Source organism: Corynebacterium sp. LaCa54, assembly GCF_046717495.1.
In the GTDB taxonomy this organism is placed as follows: domain Bacteria; phylum Actinomycetota; class Actinomycetes; order Mycobacteriales; family Mycobacteriaceae; genus Corynebacterium; species Corynebacterium kefirresidentii.
On sequence record NZ_CP177115.1, the window covers coordinates 437,180 to 450,898 of the forward strand.

The 13,719-nt window shown below is 59.6% G+C and carries 13 protein-coding genes; 12 read left to right on the forward strand and 1 reads right to left on the reverse strand.

Translation table 11 applies throughout. The features are described from left to right. The first annotated feature begins 43 nt into the window (after positions 1–43). From ACLI1M_RS02255 to ACLI1M_RS02290, 8 genes are all read left to right on the forward strand, one after another. Entirely contained in the window at positions 44–358 is a 315-nt protein-coding gene (locus ACLI1M_RS02255; RefSeq protein WP_023020602.1) for a WXG100 family type VII secretion target, read from the forward strand. A 69-nt stretch (positions 359–427) separates the two neighbouring features. Then, complete coding sequence (locus tag ACLI1M_RS02260) at positions 428–715, forward strand: WXG100 family type VII secretion target (RefSeq protein WP_005322746.1); 288 nt, start codon at positions 428–430, stop codon at positions 713–715. 402 nt (positions 716–1,117) lie between these two features. Beyond that, positions 1,118–1,561 (forward strand): 50S ribosomal protein L13, encoded by a 444-nt coding sequence (gene rplM / locus ACLI1M_RS02265; protein WP_023020603.1) that lies wholly within the window; start codon positions 1,118–1,120, stop codon positions 1,559–1,561. After that, complete coding sequence (rpsI, locus tag ACLI1M_RS02270; protein ID WP_023020604.1) at positions 1,561–2,094, forward strand: 30S ribosomal protein S9; 534 nt, start codon at positions 1,561–1,563, stop codon at positions 2,092–2,094. Before rplM ends, rpsI begins: the two co-directional genes overlap by 1 nt. Before the next feature lie 189 nt (positions 2,095–2,283). Beyond that, positions 2,284–3,627 (forward strand): phosphoglucosamine mutase, encoded by a 1,344-nt coding sequence (glmM, locus tag ACLI1M_RS02275; protein ID WP_411706647.1) that lies wholly within the window; start codon positions 2,284–2,286, stop codon positions 3,625–3,627. A gap of 112 nt (positions 3,628–3,739) precedes the next feature. Continuing rightward, on the forward strand, positions 3,740–4,054 hold the full coding sequence (locus tag ACLI1M_RS02280) for a hypothetical protein (RefSeq protein WP_411706648.1): 315 nt from the start codon (positions 3,740–3,742) through the stop codon (positions 4,052–4,054). Further along, positions 4,051–5,808 carry a hypothetical protein gene (locus ACLI1M_RS02285; protein ID WP_248099824.1) on the forward strand — a complete coding sequence of 586 codons (1,758 nt, stop codon included), beginning with the start codon at positions 4,051–4,053 and terminating at the stop codon, positions 5,806–5,808. The genes ACLI1M_RS02280 and ACLI1M_RS02285 overlap by 4 nt, the downstream gene beginning before the upstream one ends. Further along, the gene (locus ACLI1M_RS02290; protein WP_034655755.1) at positions 5,808–6,065 is read left to right on the forward strand and encodes a hypothetical protein; all 258 of its coding nucleotides are present in this window, start codon (positions 5,808–5,810) and stop codon (positions 6,063–6,065) included. The genes ACLI1M_RS02285 and ACLI1M_RS02290 overlap by 1 nt, the downstream gene beginning before the upstream one ends. Positions 6,066–6,069: 4 nt before the next feature. Here ACLI1M_RS02290 and ACLI1M_RS02295 read toward each other — a convergent pair whose 3' ends face one another. Then, positions 6,070–6,903, reverse strand: a complete 834-nt coding sequence (locus ACLI1M_RS02295; protein WP_248099814.1) for a dienelactone hydrolase family protein — start codon at positions 6,901–6,903, stop codon at positions 6,070–6,072. A gap of 201 nt (positions 6,904–7,104) precedes the next feature. Between ACLI1M_RS02295 and ACLI1M_RS02300 the strand changes: the two genes are divergently transcribed. From ACLI1M_RS02300 to tsaE, 4 genes are all read left to right on the forward strand, one after another. Further along, positions 7,105–9,909, forward strand: a complete 2,805-nt coding sequence (locus ACLI1M_RS02300) for an FAD-binding and (Fe-S)-binding domain-containing protein (protein WP_411706733.1) — start codon at positions 7,105–7,107, stop codon at positions 9,907–9,909. A gap of 95 nt (positions 9,910–10,004) precedes the next feature. Next, positions 10,005–11,876, forward strand: a complete 1,872-nt coding sequence (gene glmS, locus ACLI1M_RS02305) for a glutamine--fructose-6-phosphate transaminase (isomerizing) (RefSeq protein WP_023020611.1) — start codon at positions 10,005–10,007, stop codon at positions 11,874–11,876. 162 nt (positions 11,877–12,038) lie between these two features. After that, positions 12,039–13,142 carry an alanine racemase gene (gene alr / locus ACLI1M_RS02310; RefSeq protein ID WP_248099822.1) on the forward strand — a complete coding sequence of 368 codons (1,104 nt, stop codon included), beginning with the start codon at positions 12,039–12,041 and terminating at the stop codon, positions 13,140–13,142. Continuing rightward, positions 13,132–13,632 carry a tRNA (adenosine(37)-N6)-threonylcarbamoyltransferase complex ATPase subunit type 1 TsaE gene (gene tsaE / locus ACLI1M_RS02315; protein WP_248099813.1) on the forward strand — a complete coding sequence of 167 codons (501 nt, stop codon included), beginning with the start codon at positions 13,132–13,134 and terminating at the stop codon, positions 13,630–13,632. The genes alr and tsaE overlap by 11 nt, the downstream gene beginning before the upstream one ends. Positions 13,633–13,719: the final 87 nt, after the last annotated feature.

Consider the following 13,719-nt stretch of genomic DNA (forward strand, 5'->3'; position numbering starts at 1 on the left):
GAATATACACAATCTCATCCGCCCTAAGGAGGGGCGCACTCTTATGTCTCAGACTTTCAAGACACAAGCCGATGTCATGGTTGCCACCGCCGGCAAAGTCGATAACACCAATGATGAAGTCCAAGGCGAGCTCACCCGCCTGCAGGGAGTCGTCGACTCTGTGCGCGGAAGCTGGGTAGGCCAAGCCCAGGTCTCTTTCGATGACCTGATGCAGCGCTACAACACCTCTGCACAACAGCTGCGCGAGGCATTGGCCTCTATCTCTGACAATATCCGCAGCAACGCCCACAACTTCGACAACGTGGAAGCAGAAAACGCCCAGGCATTCTCCAATGTTGGTGGCGGCCTCGCCCTCTAAACCGCACTGCACAGTTCTCTAGTCCACTGACCAAAACCTATAGATTTACAGAAGGGAATCCACCACCACATGTCCGAGATCAAGTACGAATTCGGTGCCATTTCTTCCGCCGCAGCTGATATCAACGCTACCTCAGGTCGCATCAACAGCACCTTGGCAGACCTGAAGGCGCGGCTGCAGCCGATGGTGAGCACTTGGGAGGGCGAGTCCGCAGTGGCTTATAACCAGGCACAGGCCAAGTGGGACAAGGCATCTCAGGAACTCAATACCGTGCTCGCGACCATCTCCAAGACCGTCTCTCAGGGCAATGATGCAATGAGTGACGTCAATCGTCGCGCCGCCGCAAGCTGGGGTTAGATCCGCGCCCCGCCTGCACTGTTTCAGGCTGTCTTGGCCGAGCTTGCGGTGCCACTGACCACACTTGAGTGGCAGGAGGCGGACGCAGCCGCAGTCTTGGCAAAAGATTGCAGCGTGAGCACTTTTTGACCAACACCTCTTTTCCTCTCTTCCACCTTTTCAAGTCGTACCTTTCTAGCCCACACCCACGAGCCGGTACCTTCCGTTTGAGCCGCGGAAGGTACCGGTTTCGGCGTTTTGGTTTTCGAGCGGGTCAGCAAGTAGGGTAGGAGACCTATGTGTTCGCTCGTCGGTTAGCAGCTGACGAAGCGCTCCCTGCAGGTCTCCACCGGCCGCTGTACGGGAGTGGATGGATGCTTAGCGCTGGCCGGCAGTTCCGAGACAGACTTTCAAGGAGTCAAATTGTCTACTTTCCACCCAAAGAGCGGTGACATCACCCGCAAGTGGTACGTCATCGACGCTACTGATGTGGTGCTGGGCAAGCTCGCTTCCACCGTTGCAGACCTGCTGCGCGGCAAGCACAAGCCACAGTTCGCACCGAACGTTGACGCTGGTGACCACGTCATCATCCTCAACGCTGACAAGATCCACGTTTCTTCCGTTAAGCGCGGCCGCGAGATGCGCTACCGTCACTCCGGCTACCCGGGCGGCCTGAAGTCCATGACCCTGGGTCAGTCTTTGGACGCCAACCCGGTTCGCGTTATCGAAGAAGCCGTTGCCGGCATGATGCCGCACAACAAGCTCTCCCGCGCTTCCATCAAGAAGCTGCACGTCTTCGCAGGCGAAGAGCACCCGTACGCCGGCCAGAAGCCGGAAACCTTCGAGTTTAAGCAGGTGGCACAGTAATGTCTGAGCAGAACATCGACAACAACGTAGCCGACGCTGCTGACATCGCTGCAGCAAGCGCCGCTACCGAAGAGTTCACCAACACCATCGGTGATTCCATCGCACCGGCCGAGACCGAAGAGGTTGAGGCTGCCGCTCCGGTACACGAGGGCCCGATCCAGACCGTCGGACGCCGTAAGCGCGCCGTCGCTCGTGTTCGCCTCGTTGCTGGCTCCGGCCAGATCGTGGTTAACGGCCGCGAGTTCGGCGAGTACTTCCCGAACAAGCTGCACCAGCAGGACATCCTGTTGCCGCTTACCCTGCTGGAGCGCGAGAACCAGTTCGACCTCAAGGTCACCGTCAACGGCGGCGGCCCAACCGGTCAGGCTGGCGCCCTGCGTCTGGCTATCGCTCGTGCACTGAACATCTACAACCCAGGTGACCGCACCGCCCTCAAGAAGGCTGGTCTGCTCACCCGTGATGCTCGTGCAGTTGAGCGTAAGAAGGCTGGTCTGCACAAGGCACGTCGCGCACCGCAGTACTCCAAGCGTTAATCTCGCTTCTACTGCGCGCGCAAACGCCGAGAATGCCGCTGCTTCCCTTTTGGAGGAGGCGGCTTTCGTCGTTTTATGGAAGCGCGGGTGGAAGGAATATTGCTCAACCTGTCGATAAACCAAAAGCTTGATTTCGCCTAAACTGCCCCAACATGCAATCGCTGGGCACAGGCATGCATAATTGACTGCATGACTCGACTTTTTGGAACCGATGGCGTTCGCGGCCTCGCGAACAAGAAGCTGACTCCGATTCTGGCCTTGCAACTAGGCCAGGCCGCTGCGGAGGTATTCACCGCCCAGCGGGAATCCTATGAGCGTCGGCCGTTGGCCATTATTGGTCGCGACCCGCGCGTTTCCGGCGAGATGCTGGATGCGGCGATTGCCTCCGGTTTGGCCTCCCGCGGCGTTGACGTGGTGCGCGTGGGCGTGTTGCCGACCCCGGCGATTGCCTACCTGACGGATGATTATGGCGCGGATCTCGGCGTAATGATTTCTGCCTCCCACAACCCTATGCCGGATAACGGCATTAAGTTTTTCTCCGCCGGCGGCAAGAAGCTACCGGACGAAATAGAAGACAAGATTCAGGCCACTATGGAAAACCTCACTGAGGACGGCCCGACTGGCACCAAGTTGGGGCGCATCATTTCGGAGGCGCCAGACGGACGCGAGCGCTACCTCAACCATTTAAAGGAAGTGGTCTCCACGGATTTGAGCGGCATCAAGGTGGTCGTAGATACCGCCAATGGTGCGGCCTCCAAGGTTGCTCCCATCGCCTATGAGGCGGCCGGGGCTGAGGTTATTGCTATCCACAATGAGCCGAACGCCTTTAATATCAATGAGGACTGCGGTTCGACGCATATTGAAAAGGCACAGGCGGCCGTCGTCGAGCATGGCGCCGATTTGGGCCTGGCCCACGATGGTGACGCCGACCGTTGCTTGGCTGTGGACGCCGAGGGCAATGTGATTGACGGCGACCAGATTATGGCGCTGTTGGCCGTGGGCATGAAGGATGATAATGACCTGCGCTATAACACCTTGGTAGCAACCGTGATGTCCAACCTAGGCCTGAAGCTGGCGATGCAGGAACAAGGCATCGAGGTGCGTCACACCGCAGTAGGCGACCGCTATGTTCTAGAAGAGCTCAACCGCGGCGATTTCTCCTTGGGCGGCGAGCAGTCCGGCCACGTGGTGTTGACGGATGATTGCACGACCGGCGACGGCACCCTTACCGGCCTGTCTATCATGGCGCGCATGGCCAAGTCCGGGAAGTCCCTAAAGGAATTAGCATCGGTAATGACCGTGCTACCGCAGGTGCTCATCAACGTGCCGGTTTCTGATAAGGGCGTCATCATGGATGCCCCCGAAGTACAAGAAGCCATCGCTCAGGCCGAGGAAGAACTCGGCGAGACCGGCCGCGTCCTGCTGCGACCTTCCGGCACCGAGGAAGTTTTCCGCGTCATGGTAGAGACTGCGGACAAGGAGCAGGCCCGCAAGGTTGCAGGGAGGCTTTCCGCCATCGTTTCTTCGGTCTAGAGTCACCGCTTAGTGTGGAAGATTTTTATAATCCGAGGGAACCATTTGGCGCAATCCCCAGTCCAATGAAGGTGAGAACTTTTACCGCATATGGATTTGGGGGAATACACAAGTGTCTGAGGTTTTTCTTCGCCCCTTGGAGGCGATGTCCGCACTACGGCAGGTCGTAGCCGATAACGACGAGCAACGCGATGCCCACCGGGCCGAGGTACCGGATTTTCCGGTGGCCGCGGCTGGACGCAATTTTGGCGGCCACGGTGAGCGCATTCGTGATGTCTTGGCGCGCATCCATGAGCGCGGCGGGCAGAGGTTGGATAATTTATCCGCCACCGCCCACGCCGCTCATGAACAGGTGCGCGCCTTCGCCGATTTTGATAAGTCCTTTGGCAGCTCCTTTGCACGCGGTAGGGAGGCTGGCAGCAAGTGAGTACGCTGACAAAATCCCTGTTGGGGGACTACTCTAACGCTATTTCTCAATTCCAATTCGCCTGCCTGGGCAGCTACTCGGGCCCCAGCATGCCGATGAATCTACTAGGAGAGTTAGTCGGTGCGGTTGATGGCATTGCGCCCGAAAATTTGGTGAAAAATACCGTTGCGGCAGTGGGCGGCAATCGCCCGAAGGGAGGCGGTGCTGGACTAGCGGGCTATTTGCAGCAGGATGATTCCGAGGTTGCTCAGGGCGCCATGCGTGAGCACCTGTGCGGCGTGCAGGAAGACTTCGACATTGACCGCCAAGATGCCGCACATCTGACTAGCTCGGCGGAGCAGTGCTCAGGCGCTATTGCTGACGTCGTTGATGTCTCTGACACGGCCCTTACCGAGCTCGTCTCTGCGGTCATCCCACTGTTAAATATTTTGTCCATGGTCGCCACCAAACACCCTTTAGCCAGGTTCATCATCCCGATTCTTTCCACGATCGGGGGGCAAATTATTGAGGAGACAAATCACAATATCGCCAGCACCTGCCGCGACCGCGATGATGCGATCGAATCCTGTTATAGCGAGTTTGAATCGCGCTGTGAGTGCGTCTGTGAGCGCCCATTGCCAGAAGAATCTCCGAAGCCGGCGAAGCCTACAGATGATGCCTGCCCCGCACCAGTAGAAAAGTGCCCGGATACCCCAGCTCCCACCAAGCCGATGCCGAAGGAAGAGTGCCCGCCTCCGCAGTCCACCGAGCCTGCCCAAGTGGAGTGCCCACCAGAGTCCAAGCCCATGCCAGAGCCTGACTCCAAGCCGGAATCACACCATGCCACTTCCAAGCCGCCACAACCGACGCCTCTTTCACCAACGCCTACTCCACCTGAGGCATGCCCTGCACCGGAGCCTGCAGCCGAGACGGAAATGCACACGGAGACCTCATCAGAGCATGGTGCTGGGTGCCACTGCTGTGAGTGCACCGAGCAGTCAAACACCGAGCGGACAGTACAGCCGGAGTGCGAAGTAGGGACCACTAAGCCAGCACAGGCGGAGATCATTCCGCCGCAGGAGCCGCCAGAACAGCCGGAGCGGGTAGAAGAGCCATGTCCCGAGCCAGAAGCTAATCCAGAGCCGAAGCTCAAGCCAGAAATGGATACCGAACCCGCTTCTGAACCGGGCACAAGCGAGGAACCTCTGTGCCCAGACAATACCGCGGAGAGTACTGAAGAATGCGTGGATAAGAGCCAAGCCAGCTCAGGAGGCTGTGAGATCGAATCCTCCTGTAGCGGTAGCCTCGGCCTGGTCGGAGCCGGAATCGCATTGGTGGGAGTGGGCCTCATAGTGGAAGGCGCTGCACAGTGCTTGGAGAACATGTCCGAACTGGATTGTCCGGTGCAAGAACCCGAACCCGAGACTGTAGATGAGCCGGAGCCTGATCCCTGCCCTGAGCCTAAGCCAGAGCCAGAACCGGAGCCTTGCCCTGAACCTGAACCGACTGGTGATGACGGAGTCATAACACCGCCCCCAGAGCTGTCTCAGGTAGAGGAGCCAACGCCGCCGCCAGAGAAGGTGGCTCACCTCCAAGCCGCCGGTCCAGCGGAGGCCCCGGCACCGGCTTCTGAGCCAGCACCTGAGCAGGGCCCAGCACCGAGCCAGGCACCGGACCCAGCACCTGTACCGGATCCAGCGCCAGCGCCACAGCAGGAGGCGGCACCCGCACCAGAAGAACCATCCATTAAGGCACGAAAGGCAGGGCAGTGGTAATGAATAATGATTTCGCAGAGTTTGCGCAGGGCTTTCGAGAAAGGACGGCTAAACGCTTGCTGGAATTTGAAAAAACGCTGGCGAAAGCGCAAGACGAGCTTGAAAAATCCGCGGATAAGGCCATGCAGGAGGCACGGAGGGAGAAGGGGCAAGTGGGGCGTCGACAAGCAGCGGCGCCCAGGCCCCGATATGGCGCTGCCCCGGCGCGTTCACGAAACGCGTCGGGGCAGGTGCAATCAGTGCTGCGGCGGGGCTAAAGCCTTAGGCGTCGCGGGTTACGCCGGCGCGCTCGGCCAAGTCTTCGCCTACCAGGCTTTCTACCTTCTTCGCGCTTGCCTCTGGATCTGCAAAGGCGGCGTAGGTGGAATCATCATTTAGGGTGGCCAGCAGGAAGCCGGTGAGCAAACCGCGGGTGATTTCGGTAGGGCCGGACTGGAAAGCAGCCGTTCCGATGGCCAACTTGCGCAGGCGATCCTCGGTAAAACCAGCCTGGCTACCCTTGTCGACGGCGCGGAAGCACACCGGGCCACGCCAGTTATAGGCCAGCTTGGCGGGGTTGCCAGCATTGAAGATGTCTTCTTGGCCGGAACCGATGACTAGGCCCGGGGTGTCAATGCGGCGGGCAGCCTGCACCGCAGAGGGGGAGGTGACCGAGGGGTAAATAGCGGCGACGGCGGCGACTTTCTTATTGTCCAAGGCCCCAAGCACGGCGGTGCCACCGCCCATGCCGTGGCCAATCATGCCGAGCTTGCCCGGGGAGACCGTAATGTTTCCGGAGCCTAGCTTTACCCCGGCGGCAATCTGCAACGCGGATTCCATATCCGCAGCTAGGTTGCGGTGGTCGGGGAAGGGGCCGGTCTCAGAATCGGGGGCTACCACGACGATGCCCCAGCTAGCCAGGTGGCGCAGGGTGGCGTGGTAATCCTTAATTTTGTGCATCCAGTCATGGCCAAAAGCCACCGCGGGCAGGCTCTGGCCCTCCGCGGGGGTATAAACCTTGCCGGTGATTCCGGCATAGTCAAGGTCGCCAACCAAAACTCGGTTGCGGCCACGCTTCGACAACGTTGCTAGATGTTTTTTCAAATTCGCAGACACGCATTCCAGGATAGATGAAGATCACCCGCCAGGCGGGAAAGGGTGCGGGTTTATCTGAGAAAAATCTACGCAGTATCCGGCCGAGGAGCGGGTGTGGCGGCGAGCTTTCCTAAGCCCCTCCTAACTTGCGACGCTAAGCGCAGGGGAGTGCAATGTGTGAACAACTACGTACTCTTTTTCTGGGAAGGCAGGCTGCGGTACATGACTACCGGCGTCGTTGATGTGCAAGAACTTTCTACTCGCTATGGGATGGAGGTAAAGACCGAAGTCATTGACCGCGTGGCACATGCCTCCGATGCCTCGCACTACCTGTACACCCCCAAGGCAGTCATCGAGGCTCGCTCCGCCGAGCATGTGGCGGCCATCTTCCGTGCGGGCCGGCAGCAGAATGTTCCGGTAACTCTGCGCTCCGGTGGCACCTCTCTGGCAGGTCAGGCTTCCGGCGATGGATACCTGGTGGATGTGCGCAAGCACTTCCGCGGTATAGAAGTTCTTGATGAGGGCAAGCGCGTGTGCGTCCAGCCCGGCGCGACGGTGCGTCAGGTCAACGCCCGCCTAGGCCTGCGCAACCGCAAACTGGGGCCGGATCCGGCCAGCGAGTCTGCCTGCACCATCGGCGGCGTGGTGGCTAATAACTCCTCCGGCATGGCCTGCGGCACTGAGCTCAATACGTATAACACTCTGGAATCGCTGACCTTTGTGCTGCCTACCGGCACCGTAATTAACACCGCCGATCCCGATGCAGACCGGCAGTTCCAGGAGCAGGAACCGGAGCTGGTGGACACGCTTATCCGCCTGCAGCGCCGTGTACGCGATAACCAGGAATCCGTGGATATTATCCGCCGTCACTTCCAGCTGAAAAACACGATGGGCTATGGTCTCAATTCCTTCCTCGACTTTGATAGCCCGGTCAAGCTTTTTGAGCACCTGCTTATCGGTTCGGAAGGAACCCTGGCCTTCATTGCGGAAGCGGTTTTCCGCACGGTGCCGATTTCTAAGCTGACCACCACCACGGTGGCCGTATTTGATGATCTCAGCGCTGCCACCAAGTCCCTGCCGGCACTTTTGGAGACCGGAGCGGCCACCCTGGAGCTGATGGACTCTGCCTCTATTCGCGTCGGTCAAGGCTTTGATAAGGTGCCGCAGGCCATTACCGGTTTCGATGTGGATAAGCAGGCCGCGTTGCTCATTGAGTATCACGCTGATGCCCAAGAGGAACTGCAGGAGAAAGAAAGCAAGGGATCGCAGCTCTTGCGCGAATTGCCGCTGCAGTCCCCGGCAGCCTTCTCGGCTGATGCCACAACGCGCACTACCGCTTGGAATTTCCGCAAGGGTCTGTACGCCCAGGTAGCAGAGGCGCGCCCGTCTGGCACGACGGCCCTTTTGGAAGACATCGTCGTGCCTGTCGGCGATCTGGCAGATACTTGTTCTTCGCTGCAGGAACTCTTTGCCCGCTATGGATATGATGATGCCGTCATTTTCGGCCACGCCAAGGACGGCAATATCCACTTCCTGCTTACGGACCGCTTTGAAGGCGATGATGCCATCGGTCGCTATAACGGTTTCAACGAGGGCATGGTGGACTTGGTCCTCTCGGCCGAGGGCAATCTCAAGGCGGAACACGGCACCGGCCGCGCCATGGCGCCGTATGTGCGCCGCCAGTACGGCGATGAGCTCTATGAGGTAATGCAGGAACTCAAGCGGGCCTGCGATCCCACCAACACGATGAACCCCGGCGTCATCTTGGACGATGACCCCGATGCACACATCAAAAACATCAAGCTCAATCCCACCGTGGAAGAGGAAGTAGACCGCTGCGTGGAGTGCGGCTACTGCGAGCCGGTCTGCCCGTCGCGCGACCTCACGCTTACCCCACGCCAACGCATTGTGGTGCGCCGCGCCCGCAAGCGCGCGGAAGAAGCTGGCGATAGCCAACTCGTCGCTGAGCTAGATCGGGCCTACGAGTACATGGGCGTCGAGACCTGCGCCGTGGATTCGATGTGCCGCACTGCCTGCCCAGTAGGCATCGATACCGGCAAGTTCATCAAGCGCTTGCGCCGCGAGGAAGCCCAGCCAGCGCAGCAAAAGCTGTGGGGTGCTGCCGCCAAGAACTGGCAGGTAGTCAGCCAAGGCGCCGGGGTAGCGCTTACCGGCGCGCACCTATTGCCCACCGAGCTAGTCAAAAAGGTTACCGATGTGGGCCGCAGTCTCATCGGTGCCGATAATCTCCCGCAGTACCAGCCAGAGTTGGGCAAGGGCGGCAAGTCCCGCGGCCGCTTGGCCGGCCGCGTAGGTGATCGCTATGCCCAGACCACCGGAATCTATCTGCCCGCCTGCGTGAACACCATGTTCGGCCCGCAAGGCGGCGGCAAGGGTGCTACCGATTCCTTTGTGGCACTCTTGGAGCGCGCCGGGGTCGCGCTGGAGGTTCCGCAGGGCATCGACAAGCTTTGCTGTGGTACACCATGGTCTTCCAAGGGCATGCAGGCCGGCCACGATGCAATGGAGCAGCGCGTGCGCGATATTATCATGGACGCTACTGATGGTGCGCGCCTGCCGGTTATCGTGGACGCCAGCAGCTGCACCGCTGGCTTTAAAGATATGTTGGAGTCGGTGGGTATCACCGTTATTGACGCCATTAGCTTTACGGCCGATACCTTGCTGCCGCAGCTGGAAGTAAAGAATCCAGTGGCTTCCGTGACTGTGCACCCTACCTGCTCTGCTTTCCAACTGGGCATGATGGATGATGTAGAAAAGGTGGCCCGCGCCGCCGCGGCCGAGGTACACATTCCCACCGAGTGGAATTGCTGTGGCTATGCCGGCGACCGCGGCATGCTTCACCCGGAGCTTACCGCTGCCGCCACCCGCGCCGAAGCGGCACAGGTCAGGGCAATCGGAGCGCAGTATCACGCCTCGACCAACCGCACTTGCGAGCTTGGTCTCACCCGAGCCACCGGCGAGGATTACCACCACATTTTGGAGCTTTTGGAACAGGCATCGCGCTAGTTTTCCCAGCACAGTAGCGGGTGGGGTGCCGTGCCTTGCTTGCCGACGCCCCGCCCGCCTAGAGCTTTGCCCCTTGTGCTGTAAAATCAGCAACCATGTGTGGAATTGTTGGATATATTGGTCACGCTGGTGGTGGCCGTGATTACTTCGCCCTCGACGTAGTTCTAGAAGGGCTGCGCCGTTTGGAATACCGCGGTTATGACTCCGCTGGCGTAGCAATGTACGCCGATGGAGATATCAGCTGGCGCAAGAAGGCCGGTAAGGTCGCTGCGCTGGATGCTGAGATTGCAGCCCGCCCGTTGCCTGACTCCGTGCTGGGTATCGGCCATACCCGCTGGGCTACCCATGGTGGCCCCACCGACCTGAATGCGCACCCGCACGTGGTCGATGGCGGCAAGCTGGCAGTGGTACACAACGGCATCATCGAGAACTTTGCGGAGCTCAAGTCCGAGCTTTTGCACAAGGGCTATAATTTTGTTTCCGAGACCGATACCGAGGTCGCTGCCACCTTGCTGGGAGATGTCTTCCACAACGAGGCAGCCGGTGACCTGACCAAGGCTATGCAGCTAACCTGCGCTCGCCTGGAGGGCGCGTTTACCCTGCTAGCCATCCACGCCGAGCAGGCCGATCGCATTGTTGCCGCTCGCCGCGACTCCCCGCTGGTTATCGGCTTGGGCGAGGGCGAGAACTTCCTCGGCTCCGATGTATCCGGCTTTATTGATTACACCAAGTCTGCCGTGGAGATGGACAACGACCAGGTTGTGACCATCACCGCGGACGAAGTGGAAATTACCGATTATGAGGGCAACCCTGCACAGGGCAAGCCTTTTGAAATCAAGTGGGATGCCGCCGCTGCGGAAAAGGGCGGCTTTGATTCCTTCATGGAAAAGGAAATCCACGACCAGCCTTCCGCCGTGCGCGATACCCTGCTGGGCCGCTTCGATGAGCAAGGCCAACTGACCCTCGATGATCTGCGCATCGATGAGACCGTGCTGAAGTCCATCGACAAGATCATCGTCATTGCCTGCGGTACCGCCGCCTACGCCGGCCACGTGGCGCGCTACGCCATCGAGCACTGGTGCCGCATTCCTACCGAGGTCGAGCTCGCCCACGAGTTCCGCTACCGCGATCCGATCGTGAACGAGAAGACCCTCGTTGTTGCGCTGTCCCAGTCCGGCGAGACCATGGATACCTTGATGGCCGTGCGCCACGCCCGCCAGCAGGGCGCCAAGGTTATTGCCATCTGCAATACCCAGGGCTCGTCCATCCCGCGCGAATCCGACGCCGCGCTCTACACCCACGCCGGCCCGGAAATCGCCGTGGCCTCCACCAAGGCCTTCCTCGCGCAGATTACCGCCACCTACCTGCTTGGCCTCTACCTGGCTCAGCTGCGCGGCAATATGTTCGCCGATGAGATCCAGGGCGTTCTTGCTGAGCTGCGCCACATGCCGGATAAGGTCCAAAGCGTCATCGACGAGGAAGACCAGGTGGCCAACCTGGCCAATTCCATGAAGGACGCGGAATCCGTGCTCTTCTTGGGCCGCCACGTCGGCTTCCCGGTGGCTCTCGAGGGCGCGCTGAAGCTCAAGGAGATCGCTTATCTGCACGCCGAGGGCTTTGCCGCAGGTGAACTCAAGCACGGCCCAATTGCGCTTATTGAGGAGGGCCAGCCGGTCTTCGTTATCGTGCCATCCCCACGTGGCCGCGACTCCCTGCACTCCAAGGTCGTCTCCAATATTCAGGAGATCCGTGCCCGCGGTGCCATCACCATCGTGATAGCGGAAGAAGGCGATACCGCCGTGGAGGATTACGCAAACCACGTCATCCGCATCCCGAAGGCCCCGACCCTCATGCAGCCGCTGCTGGCTACCGTGCCACTGCAGATCTTCGCCGCCCACGTAGCCAAGTCCAAGGGCTACGACGTGGACCAGCCGCGCAACCTGGCCAAGTCCGTGACCGTGGAGTAATCCACTCCAAGCGTCCGCCGTTAGGCCCCCTTACCTGCCGCGTTTCTTGCGTGGTAGGAAAGGGGGCTTCCTTTTTGTTTGTACAAATTTGTGTAGGCACGTTGCTCGCTCACCGGCCCCTACCCGCCCGAATTCAGCAAAGGGGTGAGCAGTGGCACAATGGTGGACATGCTGAAAACCACCATTGATCTCTCCGCCATCGCGCACAACGTCCGCCTCATCAAGGAAAAGGTAGGGCCTGAGGTCAAGCTCATGTGCGTGGTCAAGGCCGATGCCTATGGCCACGGCGCGGCCAAAGTCGTGCCGGTAATGGCGCGTGCAGGCGCGGATAGCTTTGGCGTGGCCACTCTGCGGGAGGCGGTGGATTTGCGCCGCGCGGGTGTGGAGGCACCCATCGTGGCGTGGATTTGGCAGACGGACGAAATCCTCGAAGAGGCACTTGCCTGCGGCATTGAGGTAGCAGTTAACTCTCTTGAACAGGCACATAAGCTGGTTAAAGCCGATTTTCCTGCTGAGATATATGTCAAGGTAGAAACCGGCATGCACCGTTCCGGTGTGGATGAAGAGGATTGGGCGGACACTTTTAAGGTGCTGCGCGACGCCCCACAAATCAAGGTCCTCGGCCTTATGTCGCACTTTGCCTGTGCTGATGAGCCGGATAATCCACACAACGACGCCCAAGAGGAGGCGTTCCGCAAGGCCCTGCGGCTCGCGCGCGAGATTGGGCTGGAGTGCCCAGTCAATCACCTGGCCAATTCACCAGCTGTGCTGACGCGTCCTTCCTCCTATTTTGAGCAGGTACGTGTGGGCGCCGCCTGCTATGGTTTGGAGCCTATTGACGGCCGCGAGCATGGTCTGCGCCCAGCCATGACTTGGTCCGGGCAGATTTTTAACGTAAAGCCGATTCAGCCAGGGGAAGGCACCTGTTATGGACTGACCTGGAAGGCGGATAAGCCGGGATTTTTGGCCACCGTGGATTGCGGATACGCCGATGGTCTACCGCGTGGTTATCAAGGCGACTTGCATGTAGGCATCGGCGGGCACCTGTATCCACAGGTAGGCCGAATCTGTATGGATCAGATTGTGGTGGACTTGGGCGACAACCCCCATGGCGTGGACACGGGTCAAGCTGCCGTGATTTTCGGCAACGGGGGAGTATCGGCTACGGATCTCGCCGCGGCGGCAGGAACCATCAACTACGAGGTGGTCTGCTTGCCCGATGGCCGCACCGAACGCGAATACATAGGAGAAGAAGATGCGCAGTAGCTTTCCGGAATCCGGCAGCCGTGACCTATCCACGGTGGAAGAAACCTATGCTTTCGGCGAAGAGCTGGGCGCGGCGCTCGAGGCTGGCGATGTGGTGATCCTGGATGGGCCATTGGGGGCTGGAAAGACGACGCTAACGCAGGGCGTCGCCAAGGGCATGCAGGTCAAGGGGCGGGTAACCTCGCCGACCTTCGTGATTGCCCGGGTGCACCGCTCAACCGTAGGTGGGCCGGACCTCGTTCACGTTGATGCCTACCGTTTGCTCGATGAAGGCGGCGCTAATTCCGGGGATCCGCTAGGGGAGCTCGATGCTTTGGACTTGGACACGGAGCTAGAAGACGCCGTGGTCATCGCCGAATGGGGCGGGGGACTGGTAGAGCAGATTGCGGAACGTTACCTGTTTATTAGCATCGACCGCGAGCCGGCGGAATATGCGGGCGCAGACGAGGATGTTCGCCGCTTCACATGGTCGTGGCGGGGAGGTTTATAACACATATGCCCACCTTAAGGGCGGATAAGTGATGAATATCCTAGGTGGAGAACTTGCTCCGAGTATAACCAGTACGTAATTCTATTG